The following is a 22,286-nucleotide window of genomic DNA, read 5'->3' on the forward strand; positions in this document are numbered from 1 at the left end:
AGCGCCCGGTGCGTTCCGCTCCTCTGCATTTTTGTCAGCGCGCGGCCAGCGCGGCGACGCACTCCGTCACACCCCGTTGCCAGGGCGGCAGGCGGAGCGCGAATACGCGCTCGAACTTGTCACAGTTCAGCGTTGCGTTGACGGGACGCGGCGCGGCCGCCGGGTAGTCCGACGATGCAATCGCCTCGGGCGCGGCTGAGGGCCTTGCGGCCGGGGCGCGGGCAATCAGCTCGCACGCCAGGCTATGCCAGGTCGCTTCTCCGCTGCCGGCCGCGTGGTAGGTGCCCCAGGGCATTGCATCGGAGGCGCCATTTTTTTCAGACGGGGCAGCAGCCAGGCGGCAGGCGATTTCGAGAATGGCGGCCGCGAGATGCGGCGCGTAGGTCGGGTTGCCGCGCTGGTCGGCAACGACGCGCAGGTGCTCGCCGGATTGAGCCTGGGCCAGCATGCGGGCGGCAAATCCGTTGGGGGCGGTGCTGAACACCCAGCCCGTGCGAATGATGACGTGGCGCGGGTTCGCGTCCGCAACGGCGCATTCGCCCTCATACTTCGAGCGGCCATAGACGGTGGCGGGCGACGGCTGGTCGTGCTCGTCGTAGGCGGCCGGTTTGCCGCCGTCGAAGACGTAGTGGGTCGAGAGGTGGATGACGGGGATGTTGCGGCGGGCGGCGGCGCGCGCCAGCAGCGCCGCACCGTCCCGGTTCATTGCAAAAACGGCGTCTCGATCGTGCTCGGCCTTGTCGACGGCGGTGTAAGCCGCGCTGTTGATGACCATGTCCGGCGACAGATCGCCGAAGGCACGCTCGATCGAGCGCGGGTCGCGCACATCGAGCGCCGGACGACCGGCCGCCAGAGCCTTGATTTCCGGCCGGGAGGGCGCCGCCTCGATCAAGGCCCGCGCCACCAGTCCATGCCAGCCCGCAATCAACAGCCGCATCCGTCTCCGGCCTTATCGACGTGTCCGGATGCACGATCGCAGCGCCGGGCCCAGATGACACGTGGGGCGCACGACCGAAGGCTTCAAGCGCACGCCGCGAGACGAACCGGTTTGCCGTTCTCGCCGGCCGTCATGTGCGGGCGGACCAGGGTGACCGGTGCGCCGCTCAGGGCGTTGCTGACGATGTCCTGGTCCATGCCGTGATCGAGCCCCTCGCACGCGAGGTCATGGGCGTACTGCAGCAGCGTGTCGTGAATGGCGACCCGCAGCGCATCCGAGAATGCCGCGCGCGCATGGCCGCCGGCGACGTAGCCCTCGGACGCGGTCAGATCGATCGTGCAATCGGAGCCGGACAGGCGGGTGAGCCCGTGCATCAGGTCGCGAACGGCGCGCAGTTCGCGTTCGTAGTCAAACGCGAGGTCGCGCTTCATGGAAATGTACTCGGATAGCTTTCCCATCGGACTTTCTCCCCAATACCGTGCCTTTCAGACATGGGTGAAGGCTCGATTTATTCGCTTACCAAAAGATTAATGCGGCATCGGCGCTGGATTATTTTTTCCTATATATATCAGATAGTTGACATACTTTGTGCGCTATCATTTAGAGCACAAGTCCACCTTGCCCGGCTCAGCGGCGCTTGCGCAGATCGCGCAGGATTTCGCGCGCCGCGTTGTGGCCCGGAACGCCCGTCACGCCGCCGCCCGGATGTGCACCCGACGCGCATAAGTAGAGGCCGTCGAGCGGCATGCGGTAGTCGGCGTGGCCGAGCACGGGCCGGAGCGAGAAGAGCTGATCGAGAGACAGCGCGCCGTGGAAGATGTCGCCGTCGACCATGCCAAAGCGCTGCTCGATATCGAGTGGCGACAGGATCTGACGGCCGAGGACGCTCGCTTTGAAGTTCGGCGCGTGGCGCGTCACGGTCTCGATCACGAGGTCGGCGAAGGCTTCTTTTTCCGCGGGGTCCGCCCACGAGCGGGGCGCGGGCAGATGAGGCGCGACGTGCTGGACGAACAGGCTCGCGACGTGGCGGCCGTCGGGAGCCAGCGTCGTGTCGAGCATCGTCGGAATCAGGATCTCGACCACCGGTTCCTTCGACCAGCCGTCGCGGCGCGCATCGAGATAGGCGCGCTCGAGGTAATCCATGGTGGGCGCGATGACGATGCCGGCGCCGAGCGTGCCGTCATTCTCGCCGCGTCCGCGCAGGCAGGTGAAGCGTGGCAGCTCCGAAAGCGCCACGTTCATGCGGAAGCTGCCGGAGCCCGACTTGAGGGTCTTCAGGCGATGATGCAGATCCGGCGCGACGGCCCCTTCGGGCACGAGGCGGGAAAACAGCAGCTTCGGCGGCACGGCTGCGGCAACGGCGCGCGCGCGCACGACCTCTCCGCTCGCGAGCTTCACGCCGGCGGCACGGCCGTTTTCGACGACGACTTTGGCCACCGGCACGTCAGTTCTGATCGTGGCGCCTTTTTCGCGCGCAGAGGACGCGATCGCCGCGCTGATCGCACCCATGCCGCCGATGGCGTGGCCCCAGACGCCGGTCTTGCCGTTCACTTCGCCGAAGCAGTGATGCAGCAGCACGTAGGCCGTGCCGGGCGTCGAGGGCGCCGCGTAGGTCCCAACGATGCCGTCGAAGGCGAACGCGGCCCGCACCGTCTCGTTCTCGAACCAGCGCGCGAGGTAGTCGGCCGCGCTCTCGGTGAAGAGGGCGGCCAGATCGCGTTGCGTCTCGAGCGGCAGCTTCAGAATGGAATGCGACAGGCGCGCGCCTTTCCAGAGCGCCGCCAGCCCGCCGCCCGCGTTCGGCGGCGTTTCGAGCACGAGACGCTTCAGCACGTTGGCGGCCGCTTCGAGGGCATCATCGTAGGCGGGAAGACGGGCGGCGTCGCGCTCGGAAAAGGCGGCGATGGCTCGCTGCCGCGCGGCGAGGCCGTAGGGCATCACGAGCGCGCGCGTCTCGTCGACGGGCCAGAAGTTGGCGACCTTGCGCTCGACGACGCGCAGGCCATGCCGGTGGAGATCGAGATCCGAAATGACTTTCGGATTGAGCAGGCTCACGGTGTAGGCGGCGACGGAATTGCGGAAGCCCGGATGGAACTCCTCCGTGAAGGCCGCCCCGCCCACGTGGGCATTCTTCTCGAGCACCACGACATCGAGGCCAGCGGCCGCCAGATAGGCCGCGGCCGTCAGGCCGTTGTGGCCGCCGCCAATGATCGCCACATCGTGCACGAGTGTCCCTCCGGAAACGCGCTGCGTTTACGGAGACCTACATCGCGCTCACCCCCAGGTACAGACCGACTTGCTGCACCGCTTGCGAGCACCGCCGATCACGCACGTCGATGCAACGTAGCGGCAATACCGGCAACTGTAGGACGAGAGGCATCCCCGATAGCTGCCGCCCCTCTGGAACTGGCAGGTGGTGATGGTCTGACAATCGCGGCCGGGGTTGACTCCCTGAGCGGAACTGCCGGCGGCCGTGGCCAGAGCGATGGAGAAAACCGCGACGAGGGAGAATGCCCCCAGGCCGGCGAGGCGAAACAGATTTTTGCGCAGGTTTCTCATGGCGATGGCCGCGCTGCTGGATCCGATCGGCCCACTTTCTGCCACATTTCGGCATCCCGCAAGAGGGATCGACGCTTGCGCCGCGCCCACGGGCCGGCATGCTTGCTCGCGCTCCAGTCATTTCGCGAAGGCAGGTCTCTTCCATGGCTCCCGATCCCGCCTATTCGATCCGCCACCTTCAGGCGGGAGACCTCGCGCTCTTCCGGCAGATGCTGGACATGTTCGGCGAGGCCTTCGAGGATCGCGACGCGTACACGGCCGCGCAACCCGACGACGCCTATCTCGCGCGGCTTCTCGGCGACGAGACGTTCGTGGCGCTCGCGGCGATGCGGGACGGCGCAGTTGCCGGCGGGCTTGCGGGCTACGAACTGCGCAAGTTCGAGCGGGCGCGCAGCGAGTTCTACATTTACGATCTTGCGGTTGCGGCCGCGGATCGCCGCCAGGGGGTGGCGACGGCGCTGATCGAAGCGCTCAAGACCCTCGCGCAGGCGCGCGGCGCCTACGTGATCTTCGTGCAGGCCGACCTCGTCGACGATCCGGCCATTGCGCTCTACACGAAGCTCGGGTGCGGAGAGACCGTTCTCCACTTCGATATTGCCGTGCCGTAGCCGGCTGGCGACCGGCAGGCGGAACGGGAGGCCGTTTTCCCTCCGGATCGGGCGGGAGACGTTGCCCGGATGCATCAACGGCTCGAATTCAAAAATTGCGGGTAAACTGACTATTGCCCCGCTCGACCAACGGCACTTACGCTCCTTGTACGAATTGCAAGCAGCAAGCGGGCTTTGGCCTGTCACAAATGTCCGGAGAGACGACCTTGCTGAGAACGCGCGTTGCGTCATCTGCCGTGACTGCGGCTCTGGTGCTCTCAGCCTCGTCCGCTGCGCACGCCGCGTGCCCTACTGGCGTCGCCAGCGGGGAAACGCAGACCACGACAGCCACGCTCGGCAGCGCCAATTCCTGCGCCATCGAGCAGGGCGGCGCGATTGACGTCCTTAACGCCGCCACCGCGACCGGCATCGATGCGACCGACACCAACTCCATCATGAACAACGGCTCGGTGTCCGCCGCCGCCGGCAACGGAGGCGTGGCCGCCGGCATCACCGCCAACGACTTCAACACAATCGTCGGCAGTGGCGCGGTATCGGCCATCGGCGGAAACGCTTCGAACGTCACGGGCATCGGCGTCGCCAACAACAACACGATGACGTTGAGCGGATCGATCACCGCGTCGGCCGGCGACGGCGGACCGCTCGTGCGGGGTATCAACGCCCTCAACACCAACACGATCACGACGAGCGGGGCGATCACCGCGACCGGCGGGCTCGGCGCGGACGCGTACGGCATCTATGCCCGCGACGGCAACACCGTCTCGAACAGCGGCAGCGTTTCCGCATCCGGCGCGGCGTTCTCCGATGTTGCTGGCATCCTCATCCGGTCTGGCAATTCCGTAACGAACACCGGCAGGGTATCCGCCAGCGGCGGTTCCGGGGTGTTCGGCATCTTCGGCGCAAACAGCAATTCCGTCACGAACAGCGGCGTCGTCACCGCGACCGGCGCCAGCGCCGTGGAAGTCATCGGCATCTACAGCTTCGCATCAGGCGCGATCATCAATACCGGCGAGGTCAGGGCCACGGGCGGCGCCTCGAACATCGGACTGTTCTCATTTTCCGACGGGACGATGATCAACAGCGGCACCGTCATCGCCGCCGGACCGACAGCGAGCGCGATCGGCTTCGGCGACGGCGCAAATACGCTGACGCTTCTGCAGAACTCGCGCATCTCCGGAGGGATCCGGCTCGGCATCGACGCCGATGCGGTGACGCTCGGGCGCGGCGAGAACTGGCTCATGACCTTCAACCAGGACCCGACCCTCGGCGGCAATACGCTCGACACACGCGGGCGGCCGTTCGCACTGCTCAACGGCGGGCTGACGGTTGCGACTTTCGACGCGGCGACCACGCTGTTCGGCATCGAGGACGAGGCGCTCTCGGATCTCACGGGCGCGATCAATTCCGCATTGCATGACCGCCTGACGTCCGGGAACCCGGCGAGCTACGTTTGGATGCAGGGCTTCAAAAGCACCCGCAGCAGCAGCGGCAACGCAAGCGGCACGGGGGGCGACGACGTCCGCCTCACAGGTGGACTGGCCGGCTTCTCGTTGCCGCTCGCCTCCTGGGCGCGCGGCGGCCTGTTTGCGGGCTATGCGGAAGCCGACCTCGAGAGCGCGTTCGCAAACAGCATCGGGGGCGCGACGCGGCGCCATGCGATCGAGCAGGACGGCTGGTTCGGCGGCGCGTACGGGCGCGCGTTCGCCGGGCAGGTCTACACCGACATCATCGTCACGGCAGGCTCGACCGAGTCCGAGTCGCGCCGGCGGATCCTGAACAACCTCGATGCCGACGGCGTCGAGACCGCGACCGGCAGCCGGGATGGCTGGCTCGTCAATTCGGAAGCGACCGTCGGCATGGAATTGCCGATGATGGGCGTGCTGGTCGTGCCGTCGGCGAGCGTCGGCTATGCGGCGCACTTTCTCGATGGCTTCACGGAGAGCGGATCGCTGGCATCGGTGGCGTTCGCGAGCCGCGACGTCGAGATCGTCGAAGGGCGGCTTCAGGTCGAGCTGCGCAGACGCTGGGAGGACGCATTCGGAAGCTGGCTTGCGATGTGGCGCGGCGGCGTCAAGGGGCGCAGCAACATCGGCGACGACGATCTCGTGGGCGTGCTTGCCAATACGACCGCGTTCAACGTTGCGATCCAGGGTGACGACGATGCGGCTGCTGTCTTCCTCGGCACCGACGTGACCTGGAGCCCCACCGCCGGCATGGCGCTGTTCGCGGGCCTCGAAGGCGCCCTCGAAAGCCAGGGCGACACGGTTCTCAACGCCCGCTTCGGCGCAAACCTCAAGTTCTAACGGCGGTCTTGCGCGGCTTCCCCCGCGGGAGGCTGCCAGGAGCCCCCCCCGCCAACACGCGCTTCGCGCTCGTGCCTAGGGCTTCAGATGCGTGTCGAGGAACGACCGCAACTGATGGATAGCGGCGACAGGGTCGAACTTGTTCAAGATGACCGCGCGCACGCACACGCCGTCCAGATAGGTCGAGATGAACGTTGCGGTCTCGTCGACGTCGATCTTGCGGAAATCCCCGCACGCGATGCCCGCAGACAGCGTCTGCCGAAGCACCTCGCGCTCCTCGTCGTAGAACCTGTGAATGACTTCGTGGACGCGCGATTTGCGTGGGGCGGTCTTGGAGTAGTCGATCGAGATCATGATCAGCTTCGCGATCGCATCGAACTGCACGATGTGCGTGTCGAGCCAACTGCGGATGATATCGCCCGGCCGCTCCAGGCTCTGACGTGAAGCGCGGAACTGCTCGAACGCGCGCTCGACCGCGAGCGTGACCGACTGGCGGAACAGATCTTCCTTGCTGCCGAAGTAGTAGTAGATCAGCGCCGGATTGAAGCCCGTGGCGTCGGCGATGTCCTTCGTCGTCACCGACGAAAAGCCTCGCTTCGAAAACAGCTCCAGCGCCGCCTCTCTGATCCGCAGCTGCGCATCCGGCGTGGCCACCGAGAGCTTCGGCCGCCCCGCGCCGCTTGCGCGTTTCGAACGCGGAACGCCCTCGCCGCTCTTCTTCGAACGTTCCTGCGTTTTTCTCGTTTCCCGGGCCATTCCCTCGCCTCTCCGCGCGCGCACGCGTCCTCTTGTATCAGACTCGATCCGTTTGCAGCGACGCCGCACGTTTGTGCACGGTGGTGCAATTTCTGTTCGAAAAATGGGCGCTTTTCAACGACTTCTCGCTTGAACGCATAAATTATTTCAGCAGTTAATTAAATACACAAAACGCAGCAGCGTGAGTGGTCGAGAACCTCTTCGCCTGGGACGGACGGATGATCGCGATGGACGCAGGCAGGGCAACGAAACCGCGGGAGCTGGAGCCTGCCGCAGGATCCGGCACACCGCCGAACCGTCGCCGCCCCCGGCTGTGGGCGATCCGCGGAACCCTGTCTTCCAAGACCTACGCTGCGATTGCCGTGCTGGGGATCGCGCTCCCGTTCCTTCTTTGGATCGGCCTTCTTTCGCTCGGCGCCGTTCCGAAGCTGTTCATGCCGGCACCCATCGAAGTGGTCGGGCGCTTTGCAAACTGGGTGACCAACGAGGGCTTTGCCGCCGATCTCTGGATCAGCGTGCAGCGTGTCACGCTCGGCTTCGCGCTCTCTCTCGCGATCGCTCTGCCCCTGGGCTTGCTGTGCGGCACGTTCAAGCCGTGCGAGGCCTTTCTCGAGCCCGCTTTCGACTTCGTCCGCTACATGCCCGCCGTGGCGTTCGTGCCGTTGATGCTGCTGTGGTGCGGCATTGGGGAAGCTTCGAAAGTCTCCGTCATCTTCATCGGCACGTTCTTCCAGATGCTGCTGATGTTCGCGGACGACGTGCGCCGTGTGCCGATGCAGCAGATCGAGGCTGCACAGACGATGGGCGCCACGTCGCGGGAGATCCTCTTTCGCGTGATCCTTCCCTCATCGGCGCCGGCATTGCTGACCACGTCGCGCGTGACGCTCGGTTGGGCTTGGACCTACCTCGTCGTGGCCGAAATGGTCGCTGCGAACTCCGGCATCGGCTACGCGATCCTCAAGGCTCAGCGCTTCCTGCAAACCGACAAGATCTTTGCCGGTCTCATCGTGATCGGCCTCATCGGCCTGCTGCAAGACCAATTCATGCGCGCCCTTCGTGCCGTGCTCTTTCCTTACCTCAAGGGGCGCTGATCATGACAAAGGGCCTCTCTGTTCAGAATCTCACGAAGGCGTTTGGCGAAACGCGCGTTCTCGACGACGTCAGCTTCGTCATCGAGCCCGGCGAGTTCGTCACCATCGTCGGCGCATCCGGATGCGGCAAGTCCACGTTGCTGCGCATTCTCGCGGGGCTCGAGTTTTCCGATGCCGGAAGCGTCACGTGCAGCAGCCACCCGATTGAAGGGCCTGGCGTCGAGCGGGCCATGGTGTTTCAGGACTACAGCCTGTTCCCCTGGCTGAGCGTTATGGACAACGTGCTTTTCAGCCGCCGGCTCTCGACCAACGAAGACGACAATCTCGCCCTCGAACGTGGAGCCGAGGAAGCGCGCGCCCAGAATCTGCTGTCGCTCATCGGCCTGTCGAAGGTGAAGAGCGCCTACCCCTCGCAGCTTTCGGGCGGCATGCGCCAGCGAGTCGCCATTGCCCGCGCGCTGATGTCAAAGCCCGCCGTGCTGCTGATGGACGAGCCCTTCGGCGCCCTCGATGCCCAGACACGCGAAGTCATGCAGGACCTTGTGCTCGATGTCGTGCGCGAGGAAGGCACGACCATCGTGTTCGTGACGCACGACGTAGAGGAAGCGATCTATCTCGGCTCGCGCGTCGTGCTGATGGCCCCTTACCCGGGGCGCATCGACAGCATCTACGACGTGGCGCTGCCTTCCCCGCGCACAGACGACATCCGCCTTGAGCCCAAATTCATGGAGCTCAAACGACGCATCACGTCTCGCGTCCGCGAGACCGCCGCCGCCTCGTTCGACGGCGCAGACCCGAGTTCATCCAGCTGAGGCGATGCCGCAGCGTTCTCAAGAAAGGGAGTATCCTATGCTTGCTAAACTCGCTCATGGCCTACGAAAGGCTTCGATCCTTGCGGCCGGACTTGCCGGCGTGCTCGCGGGTGCGGGCGTGCCGCAGGCGCGGGCGGAAGAGAGCGTGACGCTCGCGACCGTCGCCTGGATCGGTTATGCGCCCTTCTACGTGGCCGTCGAAAAGAACCTGTTCAGCAAGCATGGCGTCAAGGTCGAGCTCAAGGATTTCGCAGATCCCGCGCTCATCCCTGCCGCTCTCGCCAGCGGCGGCATCCAGGGCGCCATGTACACCTACGACCAGGTGATCAACCTCGTCGCCAACGGCAACGACTACCGCGTCGTGATGCCGATCGACTACTCGAACGGCGCCGACGCCATCATCGCGAGCAAGTCGGTCAAGTCGCTCGCAGACCTCAAGGGCAAGAAGGTCGCCTATCCGTTCGCCACGTGCGACAACCTTCTCGTCGCCTACGCTCTGAAGTCGGCCGGGCTCACCGAAGCGGACGTCGAGGGCATCGACACGACGCCGGAGAACGTGCCGGCAGCCCTCGCCGCTGGCGCAAGCGCGGGTGCGACCTACGAGCCCAACGTCAGCAAATCGCTCAAGCTCGAGGTCGGCGACGGCTTCCACGCCATCTACACGTCGGCAACCGCGCCGGGCCTCATCACGGACGTTCTCTACTTCCCCGCCGATTTCATCGCCAAGAAGCCGGCGACCGTCGAAGCCGTCATCAACGGCTACATCGACGGCATGAAGTTCCTCAAGGAGAACCCCGAGGAAGCCTACGCGATCGTCGCCAAGTACTTCTCGACCACGGTCGAGGACGTCAAGGAGCAGGCCAAGGGCGTCTACAACGTGCCCGTCTCCGAGATGGCCGGCTACTTCGGTCCCCGCGACGATGCAAAGTCGTTCTACACGACGGGCAACCTGATCGCGGAAGTTCTCATGGCGCGCAAGCAGATCACGGCCGCCCCGAAGGTCGAGGATACCTTCACCAAGGTGTTCGTCGATAAGCTCGCCGCCGCGAAATGAGTGACCGGAACGGCCTCGTCCTCCGGATGAGGCCGTTCACCTCCCCACACACCCGCGTACCTTCATAAACAACGGAGACTTGCCGTGGACGCCGCCGCCGATAAGAAACCGCACGCACTGAGCGAAACGCTCGGGCCATCAGGCGTGAAGTACCTGCTTGCCAGCTACGTCGACATGCACGGCGTCTCCAAGGGCAAGGTCGTTCCGGTCGCGCATCTCGACCGCATGATGACTGGCTCGGAGCTGTGCACGGGAGCAGCGCTCGATGGCGTGCCGCAGGACGTAAGCGACGAGGAAGTCGCGGCCCATCCCGACGCCGCCTCATGCACCGTTCTGCCGTGGAAGCAGGATGTGGCCTGGTTCGCGAGCGACCTCTGGTGCAAGGGCAAGCCGTTCGAGGCCTGCAGCCGCAACATCCTCAAGCGCTCGCTCGCGAAGGCGGCCGGCATGGGATACGGCATGAACCTCGGCATGGAGGCCGAATTCTACGTGCTGCGCGACGATCCCGCGCTCGGCTACCGCCCCATGTCCGATCGCCGGAACCTCGACAAGCCCGCCTATGACGTCTCGCGCATGCTCGACAACATGGGATGGATGGACGAACTCGTGCAGGCCATGAACGGCCTTGGCTGGGACGTGTACAGCTTCGATCACGAGGACGGCACGGGTCAGTTCGAGATCGACTTCCGCTTCTTCGACGCGCTGTCGATGGCCGACCGTTTCGTGTTTTTCCGCCTGATGGCGCATGAGATCGCGCGCAAGCACGGCGGCTTCGCCACGTTCATGCCGAAGCCCTACGGGGATCGCGCGGGAAGCGGTGCGCACTTCAACATGTCGCTCGCCGATCTCAAGTCCGGGCGCAACCTGTTCTCCGATCCGGACGATCCGCGCGGCTGCGGCCTCTCGAAGCTCGGCTATCAGTTCCTGGCCGGTGTCATGAGGCATCTGCCGGCGATCTGCGCCGTCGTCGCGCCGACGGTCAACAGCTACAAGCGGCTCGTGCTCAAGGGATCGATGTCCGGCTTCACGTGGGCGCCTGTCTGGGCATGCTACGGCGACAACAACCGCACCAACACGCTGCGCATTCCTCTGGGCGGCGGGCGCGTCGAGCTTCGTGCCGCCGACAGCGCCTGCAATCCGTATCTCGGAGCCGCGCTCGTGCTGGCCGCGGGACTGGAAGGCATCGAGCAGGGGCTGGATCCCGGCGAGCCTCACACGGACAACATGTATCTCAAGAGCGAAGCCGAGCTGAAGGATCTCGGGATCTCGCGCCTCCCCAAGACTCTGGAAGATGCGCTCGACGCCTTCGAGGCCGACCCACTGACGCGCACCGTGTTCGGCGATGCGATGCATACGTCGTGGCTGGACTTCAAACGCGACGAGTGGATGAGCTACATCAACCACGTGTCTGACTGGGAGAAGTCCCGCTACCTCAAGTTCTACTGAGGCGCACGCCAACCGCGAGGGAGCACACCCGGTGCAATGGGCCGAACGGACGTGGACCGAGCTGCCTGCCGATCTGGCAGCGGCCAACTACAGCGCGCTGCTGCCGATCGGAGCGACCGAGCAGCACGGCCCGCATCTGGCCACAGGCATGGACTTCGTGCTTGCGGATGTTCTCTGCAGAGAGGTGGCGGCACGCACGCAGGTGCCGATGCTGCCACTTCTCCCCTACGGCTGCTCCATCGGCCACAGCCGCCGATGGCCCGGAACGATCGCCCTTCAGCCCATCACGCTCATCAACCTGGTCAAGGAGATCGGAGACTGGGCGTTCCATAGCGGCGTGCGGCGCCTGTTCATCGTCAACAGTCACGTCACGAACGCCGCTCCGCTGCGCTGCGCCTTGGAGATGCTGCGGGCGGAGCACGACGAGCTCAAGGTCGCGGTCATCAACAGCGCGCACATCAGCGCGCGCGTGCGCGAAGCCCATTTCGCCGATGGTGACGATTGGCATGCGAACGCGGCCGAGACCGCGCTGATGATGGCGGTGGCGCCTCACATTGCCCGACCTGAACTCAATGCAACCGCGGACGATCCCGATCGCACGGAGGGCCTGGTGTTCTCCCACCCCGTCAACCGGACCAGCCTCAACGGCGTGACGGGGACGCCGAGCACGGCCACCGTCGAACAGGGCCGGCAGCTTTTCCAATGGATGGTGGAGGATCTTGCCGAGCTGGTCGAGCGCGGCAAACGAGAAACGCCGCCTCTCGAATTTTGCTACAACGCCCGGGTTTAGGCGGTGGCGTAGGAAAACGCGCCCGCTCCGACCACCTGATCGCGGGATGCCGCTTGCGATAGATGCCGACCACCTTGCCACCTCCAAGCTAAAATCTCGGGGAGTGGCGTGAAGCCGCCATCAGAGCTGAACACCCGCCTCGCCAGTTTCTTCGTGGACGGCAGAGTTGCACCGGCCTACAGGTGGAACGAGCTCGCTCCCCCAAGACGCTGATCCCGCCGGCCTGATGTCGATATCCAGCAAACCCCTGCCCCTGATTGCAATCGTGCTCCTGGTCCCCGTCGCGGTGCTGGCGCTGCTTGCGGTTCGCACGCTGGCGCTGGAATACGACGGCTTGAAATTGCGCCGCGAGCATCTGGCCAAGGAGCGCATGGACGCAGCCAAAGCGCTCGTGATCGCGCCGCTTGAAAGTCTCGGATCGGAGGCGCTCACCAAGACACACGCGGCGTATGCCGCCGGCGGAAGCGATGCGCTCTCGGCGCTGGCCCGCAAACGCGTTTTCACATACGCGTTCGTATTTGAGCTTGGCGCGCCCTTGTATTCGGCGACTGGGCTCGAGCATCAGTACGACATTGCCCGCGTGCTGCAGGACAAGGCGCAGTCCCTGGTCGTCACGCTCGATAAGACGCGGTCATCGGCTACACAACTGGCGCCTGCCGGATCGGGGTTTTCTATCGTGCGGTGCTCGGCCGGCACGATGGACACTTCGGTCTGCATTGCAGTCGACAGCGCGGACGTGACCGGAGCGCTTCGAACGGCGATGGATCGCGTCACGCAGAGCACGGGCCTGACGAATGTCGCTCTCGTCGATCCAAACGGATTGGAAATCGGACAACCAAAAACCGGCCCGCTCAGTGCGACCTCTCAGCCCCTCGAGGGGCTGTTGCAGGGCTGGAGCTTGCGCGCCGTCGATCCGGCGTCGGCCGGCGACGGATTGCAGCCGCCGCTCCTTCTGTATCTTGCGGCAGTCGCACTGATCGTGGGCTGGATCGCCATGACGTGGATGTTGTACCGCTCTTCCATGCTCAGGGAGGAAACTGCGGCGGCGCGCGCCAACGTTATCGCCCAGCTCGCTCACGAGCTCAGGACGCCGCTGGCAAACCTGAAGCTCCACACCGAGCTGCTGCTCCGAAAGTCGATGGATGCCGCGTCCGTCGAGCGGTATGGCGCCGTCCTCAACAGTGAGATCGACCGGCTTTCCAATCTGGCGGAGAACGCAATTTCGGTCGCGCGAGGCGCCATGACAACGCCACGGCTCGAGACCGCCATACCGGACGCCTGCTTGCGTGCCATCCTGGAGAAATTCGAGCCAACGCTGGCCGATGCACGCTGCGGAGTTCAGTTCACTCCGGGGGCCGGCCTCGCGAGCCGCTTCGACCGGACGTCCTGGGAGCGCTGCATCGTCAATCTCATAGACAATGCTCGCAAGTATGCCCCCGGTTCGGAAATCCAGATCGCAACGATGCAGAGTTCAGATACGCTGCGCCTCGACGTGAGCGATAGCGGTCCCGGCATCGCCGCAGACCAACGCGAGCAGATATTCGAGCCGCTGGAGCGGGGTGTTGCGACCGCGGCGTCCGGTTTTGGCCTCGGGCTCGCCGCGGTCCGCTTGCTCGCCAAACAAAACGGTGGCAATTGCTGGGTGGAGGCCGAGAGCCCTGGCGCCCGCTTCGTTCTCACCATGCAGTCTTTTCCGGTAGCGCGCGTCGGGCAGGAGCCCTCTGCATGCTGATCCTGATCGCCGAGGACGATCCCAATCTTCGGCGCGGCCTCGCCGAGTTGTTGCAGCTCGAAGGGTTCGCCACGATCACCGCCGAGTGCGGCTCAACCGCCATCGCCGCGTTCGCGGCATCGTCTCCGGATTTCTGCCTGCTCGACGTGTCGATGCCAGGCGTCGACGGATTCGAAGCGTGCAAGCAAATCCGGCACAAGGATCCCCGTGTGCCGATCCTGTTTCTCACCGCCCGCAACGAGGAAATCGACAGGATCCTGGGCTTGGGGCTCGGCGCCGACGACTACATGGGCAAGCCGTTCAGCACTCAAGAGCTGCTTGCTCGCATCCGGGCGATCAGCCGGCGCAGCGCGGTCGCGCCGCCCGATGCACCAAAGGGCTCCAGCGACTTCGCCATGTGCGACCTGCGCGTGGACCCGCGCGCCTTGCGCGCCTATCGCAACGCGACCGTCATCGCCTTGTCGCCGCGCGAGGCGGCGGTTCTCAAATTCTTCCATACGCGGGCGGGCTTCGTCGTCAGCCGCAATGAGCTCTACGACCATTGCTGGGGTCAGGAGCATTTTTCGAACAGCCGGGCGCTCGATCAGTTCATTTCCGCTCTGCGGCGCAAGATCGAAGCCCGCCCGGCCGAGCCGCGCATTATCGTGACCGTGCATGGGGCGGGGTATCGCTTCGACCCATGAGGCGGCCACGCGGCGGGGCCTGACAATTTTCTTACAACCGCCTTCCAGGCGTCTGACCAACGATGTCCGGCTATAAGGCAACGTCGCGCGGTCAGCCGGACGCCGCGCCCCATGCGCCGCGCCGCTGCCCTGGGAGGAATGAGGACATGAAAAAAATTGCCCTGATCGCGATTATGACCGCACTTGGCGCCACGTCGGCTTTCGCACTGGACGCCCACTACAGCAAGGATACGCCGGCCGCTGCCGCCACGGCGTGGGCAGGCATCGGCGACTTCTGCGGAATTTCGGCCTGGCATCCGGCGGTCGAGAAATGCGAGCTGTCGCAGAAAGACGGCGCTACGTTTCGGACGCTCAGCCTCAAAGGCGGCGGCACCATTCTCGAGCAACTCGTCGAGCAGAACGACAAGGCGATGACGCTGACGTACACGATCATCGAGGGCGCCCTGCCGGTGGCTAACTACAAATCGACACTCAAGGTCGTTCCAAAGGGAGACGGCGCCGCATACGATTGGTCTGGCTCGTTCGACGCAAAGGGCGCGTCCGATGCCGACGCCGTGAAGACGATCAACGGCGTCTATGCCGCCGGCATCGACTCCCTGGTGGAAAAAGCCGCGAAGTGACGCCTCATCGAAGCCGCGAGACGATCGACTTCCGACGACGGCTTCCGTTCGCACTCAGGCCTGGCCGGCGACTGCCAAGCAGCGCCGGCCAGGTGCCTCAGCGATGACCGCCGCCCGGCTTCCGAATGCCGAGCAGGCCGAAAATCAATATCGTAGCGCCTCCACCGGGAAGCGCTGCTCCGATCCCCGAAACGCAAGCGGGGCGCCTCGTGATCGAGACGCCCCGGCTGATGTGTAAAATCGAAAGACCGCAGGCTTACTCGGCGGCGAGCTTCTTGTCGGGTTGCACGAGCGCCATGTAGTCGTTGAGAAGCGTCTCGGAGATCTGGCCCGGCGTGTAGCGGAACTCGCCGATCTCGGAGACCGGCGTCACCTCGGCTGCCGTGCCCGTGATGAAGCACTCAGTAAAGCCGCCCAGCTCGTCCGGCATGATGGCGCGCTCGTGCAGCTCGTAGCCGCGCTTCTTGGCGAGCGCGATGACTGTGCGGCGCGTGATGCCATCCAGGAAGCAATCGGCCTCGGGCGTATGGATGACGCCGTCCTTGATGAAGAAGATGTTCGCGCCCGTGCATTCCGCGACGCGACCGCGGAAGTCGAGCATCAGCGCGTCCGCCAGCCCCGCGCGCTCGGCGCGATGCTTCTCGATGGTGCAGATCATGTAGAGACCGGCGGCCTTGGCCTTGGTCGGCGCGGTGGCGGGATCCGGGCGGCGATACTTGGCAAAGCCGATGCGGATGCCCTTGAGGCGCTGCTCCATCGGGAAGTAGGAGCCCCAATCCCAGGCCGCGATGGCGAGATGGATCTTCGTCTTCTGGGCGGACACGCCCATCTGCTCGCTGCCGCGCCAGGCGATCGGGCGGACGTAGCAATCGACGAGCTTGTTGGCCGCCACGACGTCGCGGCAGGCCTGATCGATCTCGGCCACGCTCTGCGTGATTTCGAATTCCAGGATGCGGGCGCTCTCGATCAGGCGCTCCGTGTGCTCGGTGAGCTTGAAGATTTCGCCGCCATAGGCACGTTCGCCCTCGAACACGGCGCTGCCGTAGTGCAGGGCGTGGGTCAGAATGTGGATGTCTGCCTCACGCCACGGTACGAGCTTGCCATCCATCCAGATGAAACCGTCGCGGTCGTGGTAAGGAACGATCTCAGCCATGGTGACGTCCTGTTCGGCTCCTGATTTCCGTAACGTCACGCGGCAGGTCACTCGTAGCGTGACGGGGCGGGGCCAAATGCGGAAAGAACGGAGCGTTGCGCTCGGCGGCGCGGGGGCCGCTTGAAATGACTTGCAAGACGTATCAATGGGCTTCAAATATGTCAACATGGCTGACATAACTCGCGACCCCTCCGCAAACCTGCGCAACGGCTCCTCTGCCGCGGCGGCCGAGGGCCAGTCCGCGCCCGGAAAGCCGCGCGATAGCCTGATCGCCCACGTGGAGCTGTTGTTTTTCGCCTACCGCGACTTCACGGGGGACGCGGACGCCGTTTTGGATCAATTCGGGTTCGGGCGGGCGCACCATAGGGTGCTGCATTTCGTCAGCCGCAATCCCGGCCTCAGAGTTGCCAACCTTCTCGACATTCTGAAGATCACCAAGCAATCGCTCGCGCGGGTTCTCAAGCAGCTCATTGGCGACGGATTTATCGTCCAACGTGCGGGAGCTGAGGACCGCCGCGAACGGTTGCTTTACCTGACCAGCAAGGGGACGCGCCTGGCCGACCGGCTGATGGCGCTCCAGGTGCAACGGGTGGACGAAGCCCTGGCCGCCGTGGGGCCCGAAGCGGAAGCGGCGACCAAGAAGTTCCTGCTCGCCATGATCTCCCCAGAGGATCGCGATCAGGTGAAGGCCCTGGTTCGCGCATCGGCGACGGACGGCGAGAGCGGCGGAAAGGACGGGACATGACGCTATCCGGTCAACGCGCGGAGCCCTTGCCCGACGACGCGCCGCACGTGCTGATCGTCGACGACGACCTCAAGATCCGCGACCTGCTCGCGCGCTACCTCTTCACACAGGGTTTCCGCGTCACGACGGCGGCCGACGCCGAGATGGCGCAGGCCTCGCTCCGGGGCCTCGACTTCGACATCGTGCTGCTCGACGTGATGATGCCCGGCATCAGCGGGCTCGAGCTGGCGCGCATCATCAAGCGCGAGCGCGACATTCCGATCTGCATGCTGACGGCGCGCGCCGAGCCCGAGCAGCGCATCGAGGGCCTCGAAATCGGCGTCGAGGATTACATTCCGAAGCCTTTCGAGCCGCGGGAGCTTCTGCTGCGGCTGCGCAACATCCTGCGCCGCAGCCAGGGCGTGCCGCTCGCGCCTGCGCAGCCGCAATCGGACGAGGTGCGCATGGGCACGTTCGTGTTCCACATCGCGCGCGGCGAGCTGCGCCGCAACGACGAGACGGTGAAGCTGACGGAGCGCGAGCGCGACCTGCTGCGCCAGTTCGCGCAGAAGCGCGGCTTGCCGATCCAGCGGCATGAGCTGGCGACGGAGGATACGACCGGAAACGATCGCGCCATCGACGTGCAGATCAACCGCCTGCGCCGGAAAATCGAAACCGACCCTTCCAACCCGGTCTATCTCCAGACCGTGCGCGGCAAAGGGTACATTCTGTACACTGATTAGTCGTGGACCTGCTCGGCCCCTTCAACAGCGCATCGAACAAAGCAGCCCGCGCATTCCGCTCGCTCACGGGGGCGTCGGCGCCGGCGGCCCAGCGCCTCAAGGTGATCCACCGCGGCTTCCTCAGCGTGCTCGCGGAGATGATGCCGAAGGGCCTCTATGCCCGCGCGCTCATCATCATCATCGCGCCGATCGTGGTGCTCGAAGGCGTGATCGCCTTCGTGTTCATGGAACGGCACTGGCAGAACGTGACGCGCCGCCTGTCGGAGACGACCGCGCGCGACATCGCAGCCCTGATCGACATCTACGAGGCGTCCACGCCCAACGAATACGACGAGATCATCCGCATCGCGCGCGACCGCCTGAACCTGTCGATGCAGATCCTGTCGCCGGGAGACCTGCCGGAAGCGCGCCAGAAGCCGTTCTTCGACCTGCTCGACCGGGCGCTCTCGCGCGAGATTTCGCGCCAGGTGAAACGGCCGTTCTGGATCGATACCGTCGGCCAGTCCCGCCACGTCGAAATCCGCGTGCAGCACGTCGACGCCATTCTCCGCTTCCTGGCCGTGCGCACGCAAACGTATGCATCGAACTCGCATATCTTCCTGCTCTGGATGGTGGGCTCGTCTGTCATCCTGCTCACCGTCGCCATTCTGTTTCTGCGCAACCAGATCCGGCCCATTCTGCGGCTGGCGGAGGCGGTGGACGCGTTCGGCAAGGGACGGCCGGTGCCGGACGATTTCCAGCCGCGCGGCGCGCGCGAGGTGCGGCAGGCGGCGGCGGCCTTCATCGAGATGCGCAACCGCATCCGCCAGCATGTCGAGCAGCGCACGACCATGCTGGCCGGCGTCAGCCACGACCTCCGCACGGTGCTGACCCGCTTCAAGCTCGAACTCGCGTTCATGGGCGAGAGCCCGGACGTGCAGTCGCTGAAGGACGACGTCGACGAGATGCAGCATATGCTCGAAGACTATCTCGCCTTCGCGCGCGGCGACGGCGGCGAGGAAGCCACGCCCACGAACCTCACCGAGCTGCTCGAAGACGTGCACGAGGAGGCGCAGGTCTACGGCACGTCGATCGAGCTCAAGCTGCGCAAGCGCCGTGGCGACATCGTTCTGCCGCTGAAGCGCCAGGCCTTCAAACGGGCGATCACCAACCTGGTGTCGAATGCGGTGCGCTACGGCGACCAAATCGTCATTCGCGCCGCGACGGAAGGCCAGTGGCTGCGCGTCGAGGTGGATGACAACGGGCCGGGCATTCCCGTGTCCGAGCGCGCCAACGTGTTCAAGCCGTTCTACCGCATCGACCGGTCGCGCAATCAGAACGACGGCAACAGCGGGCTCGGCCTCGCCATCGCGCGCGACATCGTCAAGAGCCACGGCGGGGACATCACGCTCGGCGAAAGCTCGATGGGCGGGCTCAGGGCCATCATCTCCGTTCCGCTCTAGCGGTAGGCCTCAGCTCGCCCTTTCTGGCCGCAAGCGCCGGGCCGCGCGCGTTCTTCGTGGAACTTCAGTCCCTTCACGGGAACACGTCTCAGGGGAACGCGGCCTTCACGCGAACTTGAGTTACTTTGTACCACTCGATTTTGTAACGTTATTTCCTGACCGGACGGGAAACCGTCCCGCATCGGAAGGACCTAACGAACATGATCCGAGCAATCACAGCCTCCCTGGCGACCGCCGTTGCGCTCGTTTTGGCCGGCCCCGCCTCGGCCGCGACGCCCGTTTCGCAGGAAACGCCAAATGCCGACGCCTGCACGAAAAACGTCGATGCGATGGGCGCGAGCATGGGCCACACGACTGAAACCGCGCCCGACGGGCGCTCTGTTCTGCGCTTCGTGCTGCGCACGAACGGCCTCGATTACGAAGTCGTCTGCGACCCGAAAACCGGCATTCTGGGCGATATCACGCCGCGCGCATCGCACTAAGCCGCTTAGGCTTTTTCGTAATTATTTCAGCGGGCTCGCTTCGGCGTGGCCCGCTTTTTCGTGGCTGATCCTGGCGCTTACACAAGTCCGTGATCGGGAAAAATGCCGCGTTGCATCAACTGTAACAGTATAGCATAACTTGATCAGCGAGGGTGATGCTGCACTTGCAGCGGCGTCGAAGCTCAAGCTAGCCGGAAAGCGGGACCGCCACCTGCCCAACGGTCGTGAAACTCAATACGGCGCGCGTGATCGAAACCGGCTCTCCTCCTTGTCGGCCAGATCGCCCCGTATCGAGATCGCAGGGATCCGGTGCTCACCCTTCGGGCGCGCCGGGTTCGAATGAGGATACGTAGCCGCGAGTATGGGTCGTGTGACCCGCCATGATCACTTCGCCAGCTCGCGGCTGCGCCCCTCACCCGCCAAGACGGCCTTCTTCATCAGATCCTCGACGCCGCCTTCCGCCATCAGCACCGCCAGCGCTGCGGCCGTGGTGCCGTTGGGCGAGGTCACGTTCTGGCGCAGGACGGACGCGTCCAGGTCGGAGCGTGCCAGAAGCTCGCCCGAGCCCGAGACCGTCGCGCGCGCAAGACGCCTCGAGAGCGCGGGATCGAGCCCGGCCGCGATGGCAGCCTTCTCCAGGCACTCGGCCAGCAGGAACACATAGGCAGGGCCCGAGCCTGAGACCGCAGTCACGGCGTCCATGGCGGCCTCGCTATCCACCCACACCACCTCACCCACTGCTGCCATCAGCGCTTCGCATGTCGCGCGGCCGTCAGCAGTTACATGCGGGTTGGGCGCGCAGGCGGTGATGCCCCGGCCAATGGCTGCGGGCGTATTGGGCATGGCGCGAACAATGGCGGCGCGTGCAGGCAGATGCTGTTCAAAGCTCGCCAGCGTGCGGCCGGCCGCGATCGAGACCGTCAGCGTGCCGGGACCAGAAAGGCGCGCGACGGAGGGGAAGACCGCATCCATGAGCTGAGGCTTGACCGCCACCACGATGACGCCGGGCGGCTCGCGCATCTCACCGATAACAGGTTCCGCGACGACGCCCAAACGCGACAGCAGCGCGGCGATTTCCGGGGGCGGGGCGGGATCCTGCACGCGGATGCGGGACGGGTCGAGCCCGCGGGCGATCCAGCCCTCGAGCATGGCGCCGCCCATCTTGCCCGCTCCCACCAAAAGAAGCGGCCCGTCGAATGTAAATGCCATGGCTGTCAACCTGATGCGGAGCGAAGGGGATGGGCACCCGAATGGCCCAGCTCCGCCGGCCTCAGGCTTGGCCCTCGGTCTGGAACATGGTCGACACGAGAGCTTCTCGGCTTTCCTTACCCGCCCAGACGACGAACTGGAAGGCCTGGTAGTAGCGCTCGCACGACTCGAGCGCCGCCTTGAGGATCGCCTCGCACTGGGCGGGCGTGACCACCGCGCCGTTGAGCAGCAGCGCGTGGCGGAACATGACGAGGCCTTCCTGGGTCCACAGGTCGAAGTGGCCGAGCCAGAGCTGCTCGTTGATCTGGGCGATCAGGCGATACATTTCGTTGAGGCGCTGCTCGGGAACGCGGAAGTCGAAGGCGCATGCGAGATGCAGGGCTTCGAGGTCGTCGCGCCAGTTCAGCGAGACATGGTAGTCCGTCCAATTGCCGCCGACGACCAGCGTCAGTTCGTCGTCGCCTTGGCGATCGGTCGCCCAGTCGTAGGTGACCGCAAGCTGCTCCACCAAATCGATCGGATGGATCACACGCTCGTAGGCCTTCTCGGACGATGCCATCCTGGCTCCTTCAAACCTCGCGCGACAGCCGGTGCTGCGTGCGCCCTGTTTCGCCGACACCTGCACGTCTTCCCATGTCGGGAATGGGGCAAATACCCGGTTGTCCTCAGTCGCGGGGACGAAAACAGAGGGGCGTGCGAGTCGCAAGCCGAAGGCGCTCTTGTCCACGAGCATCTGTAATTTCGAGACTTTTTCACCACCGTGGGCGTCGCCGGTGTGGACACGCGGCGCTTAGCGCTCGACACGCGCGCGCAAATGCGCGGGTGTGCGCAAATCACGAAACCAAGCGGGTGCGAAGGTCAGATTTTGGAGGCCGCCTCGAGCGCGGCGAGGCGGGCTTGGAGTGCCGAGACGAGGCCCTCGAGACGTTCATTCTCGGCGCGAGCTTTTTCCGCCATCGCCTTGACGGCCTCGAACTCTTCGCGCTTGACGATGTCCATCGACTGCAGCATCCGCTCGGCCTGCCCGCGCATGACGCCCTCGACCTCGCGGCGAACGCCTTGGGCCGCACCCGCCGCGTCGGTCATCAGCTTGGCGACTTCATCGAGCAGGCGGTTGGAGGTCTGGGTCATCGGGTGTCCTT

Annotated in this window: 22 protein-coding genes; 14 read left to right on the forward strand and 8 right to left on the reverse strand. The window is 65.0% G+C overall.

Features of this window, described 5'->3' with window-relative positions:
- Positions 1–34: 34 nt before the first annotated feature.
- From rfbD to K2Y42_RS10675, 3 genes are all read right to left on the reverse strand, one after another.
- A complete protein-coding gene (gene rfbD / locus K2Y42_RS10665; protein WP_291152114.1) occupies positions 35–937 on the reverse strand; it encodes a dTDP-4-dehydrorhamnose reductase in 903 nt (300 codons plus the stop codon).
- 83 nt (positions 938–1,020) lie between these two features.
- Positions 1,021–1,395: a hypothetical protein gene (locus K2Y42_RS10670; protein WP_291152116.1), complete on the reverse strand. Its 375-nt coding sequence runs from the start codon at positions 1,393–1,395 to the stop codon at positions 1,021–1,023.
- A gap of 169 nt (positions 1,396–1,564) precedes the next feature.
- Positions 1,565–3,163 carry an NAD(P)/FAD-dependent oxidoreductase gene (locus K2Y42_RS10675; protein WP_291152119.1) on the reverse strand — a complete coding sequence of 533 codons (1,599 nt, stop codon included), beginning with the start codon at positions 3,161–3,163 and terminating at the stop codon, positions 1,565–1,567.
- Between the two features lie 476 nt (positions 3,164–3,639).
- Here K2Y42_RS10675 and K2Y42_RS10680 point away from each other — a divergent pair, with 476 nt between their 5' ends.
- Positions 3,640–4,104 (forward strand): AAC(3)-I family aminoglycoside N-acetyltransferase, encoded by a 465-nt coding sequence (locus K2Y42_RS10680; protein WP_291152121.1) that lies wholly within the window; start codon positions 3,640–3,642, stop codon positions 4,102–4,104.
- Positions 4,105–4,310: 206 nt separating this feature from the next.
- Positions 4,311–6,407 carry an autotransporter domain-containing protein gene (locus K2Y42_RS10685; protein WP_291152124.1) on the forward strand — a complete coding sequence of 699 codons (2,097 nt, stop codon included), beginning with the start codon at positions 4,311–4,313 and terminating at the stop codon, positions 6,405–6,407.
- A gap of 75 nt (positions 6,408–6,482) precedes the next feature.
- Here K2Y42_RS10685 and K2Y42_RS10690 read toward each other — a convergent pair whose 3' ends face one another.
- Positions 6,483–7,163: a TetR/AcrR family transcriptional regulator gene (locus K2Y42_RS10690; RefSeq protein ID WP_291152127.1), complete on the reverse strand. Its 681-nt coding sequence runs from the start codon at positions 7,161–7,163 to the stop codon at positions 6,483–6,485.
- Positions 7,164–7,348: 185 nt separating this feature from the next.
- Between K2Y42_RS10690 and K2Y42_RS10695 the strand changes: the two genes are divergently transcribed.
- The 8 genes from K2Y42_RS10695 (at position 7,349) to K2Y42_RS10730 (ending at position 15,391) form a co-directional block, all read left to right on the forward strand.
- On the forward strand, positions 7,349–8,254 hold the full coding sequence (locus K2Y42_RS10695) for an ABC transporter permease (RefSeq protein ID WP_291152130.1): 906 nt from the start codon (positions 7,349–7,351) through the stop codon (positions 8,252–8,254).
- A gap of 2 nt (positions 8,255–8,256) precedes the next feature.
- On the forward strand, positions 8,257–9,066 hold the full coding sequence (locus tag K2Y42_RS10700) for an ABC transporter ATP-binding protein (protein ID WP_291152133.1): 810 nt from the start codon (positions 8,257–8,259) through the stop codon (positions 9,064–9,066).
- 37 nt (positions 9,067–9,103) lie between these two features.
- A complete protein-coding gene (locus K2Y42_RS10705) occupies positions 9,104–10,120 on the forward strand; it encodes an ABC transporter substrate-binding protein (RefSeq protein ID WP_291152136.1) in 1,017 nt (338 codons plus the stop codon).
- A gap of 84 nt (positions 10,121–10,204) precedes the next feature.
- Positions 10,205–11,566, forward strand: a complete 1,362-nt coding sequence (gene glnT / locus K2Y42_RS10710; protein ID WP_291152138.1) for a type III glutamate--ammonia ligase — start codon at positions 10,205–10,207, stop codon at positions 11,564–11,566.
- Between the two features lie 31 nt (positions 11,567–11,597).
- Positions 11,598–12,356 (forward strand): creatininase family protein, encoded by a 759-nt coding sequence (locus tag K2Y42_RS10715; RefSeq protein ID WP_291152141.1) that lies wholly within the window; start codon positions 11,598–11,600, stop codon positions 12,354–12,356.
- Between the two features lie 226 nt (positions 12,357–12,582).
- Complete coding sequence (locus K2Y42_RS10720; RefSeq protein WP_291152143.1) at positions 12,583–14,088, forward strand: HAMP domain-containing sensor histidine kinase; 1,506 nt, start codon at positions 12,583–12,585, stop codon at positions 14,086–14,088.
- Positions 14,082–14,771 carry a response regulator transcription factor gene (locus tag K2Y42_RS10725; RefSeq protein WP_291152145.1) on the forward strand — a complete coding sequence of 230 codons (690 nt, stop codon included), beginning with the start codon at positions 14,082–14,084 and terminating at the stop codon, positions 14,769–14,771. Before K2Y42_RS10720 ends, K2Y42_RS10725 begins: the two co-directional genes overlap by 7 nt.
- Positions 14,772–14,917: 146 nt before the next feature.
- Entirely contained in the window at positions 14,918–15,391 is a 474-nt protein-coding gene (locus tag K2Y42_RS10730) for an SRPBCC family protein (protein ID WP_291152148.1), read from the forward strand.
- Between the two features lie 256 nt (positions 15,392–15,647).
- Here the strand turns inward: K2Y42_RS10730 and K2Y42_RS10735 are convergent, their stop codons facing one another.
- Positions 15,648–16,544, reverse strand: coding sequence for a branched-chain amino acid aminotransferase (locus tag K2Y42_RS10735; RefSeq protein ID WP_291152151.1), 897 nt, complete (start codon positions 16,542–16,544; stop codon positions 15,648–15,650).
- Between the two features lie 166 nt (positions 16,545–16,710).
- Between K2Y42_RS10735 and K2Y42_RS10740 the strand changes: the two genes are divergently transcribed.
- From K2Y42_RS10740 to K2Y42_RS10755, 4 genes are all read left to right on the forward strand, one after another.
- Positions 16,711–17,289, forward strand: a complete 579-nt coding sequence (locus tag K2Y42_RS10740) for a MarR family transcriptional regulator (protein WP_291152153.1) — start codon at positions 16,711–16,713, stop codon at positions 17,287–17,289.
- Positions 17,286–18,011 carry a response regulator transcription factor gene (locus K2Y42_RS10745; RefSeq protein WP_291152156.1) on the forward strand — a complete coding sequence of 242 codons (726 nt, stop codon included), beginning with the start codon at positions 17,286–17,288 and terminating at the stop codon, positions 18,009–18,011. The genes K2Y42_RS10740 and K2Y42_RS10745 overlap by 4 nt, the downstream gene beginning before the upstream one ends.
- Before the next feature lie 2 nt (positions 18,012–18,013).
- Positions 18,014–19,453: an ATP-binding protein gene (locus tag K2Y42_RS10750; RefSeq protein ID WP_291152159.1), complete on the forward strand. Its 1,440-nt coding sequence runs from the start codon at positions 18,014–18,016 to the stop codon at positions 19,451–19,453.
- A gap of 200 nt (positions 19,454–19,653) precedes the next feature.
- Positions 19,654–19,935, forward strand: coding sequence for a hypothetical protein (locus K2Y42_RS10755; RefSeq protein WP_291152162.1), 282 nt, complete (start codon positions 19,654–19,656; stop codon positions 19,933–19,935).
- Positions 19,936–20,319: 384 nt separating this feature from the next.
- Here K2Y42_RS10755 and proC read toward each other — a convergent pair whose 3' ends face one another.
- The 3 genes from proC to K2Y42_RS10770 all read right to left on the reverse strand — a co-directional run bounded on the left by proC (position 20,320) and on the right by K2Y42_RS10770 (position 22,275).
- A complete protein-coding gene (gene proC, locus K2Y42_RS10760; protein WP_291152165.1) occupies positions 20,320–21,144 on the reverse strand; it encodes a pyrroline-5-carboxylate reductase in 825 nt (274 codons plus the stop codon).
- A gap of 61 nt (positions 21,145–21,205) precedes the next feature.
- Positions 21,206–21,703, reverse strand: a complete 498-nt coding sequence (locus K2Y42_RS10765) for a YbjN domain-containing protein (RefSeq protein WP_291152168.1) — start codon at positions 21,701–21,703, stop codon at positions 21,206–21,208.
- A gap of 299 nt (positions 21,704–22,002) precedes the next feature.
- Positions 22,003–22,275 (reverse strand): accessory factor UbiK family protein, encoded by a 273-nt coding sequence (locus K2Y42_RS10770; protein WP_291152171.1) that lies wholly within the window; start codon positions 22,273–22,275, stop codon positions 22,003–22,005.
- Positions 22,276–22,286: the final 11 nt, after the last annotated feature.

This window comes from Hyphomicrobium sp. (assembly GCF_019744875.1).
Lineage (GTDB): Bacteria > Pseudomonadota > Alphaproteobacteria > Rhizobiales > Hyphomicrobiaceae > Hyphomicrobium_C.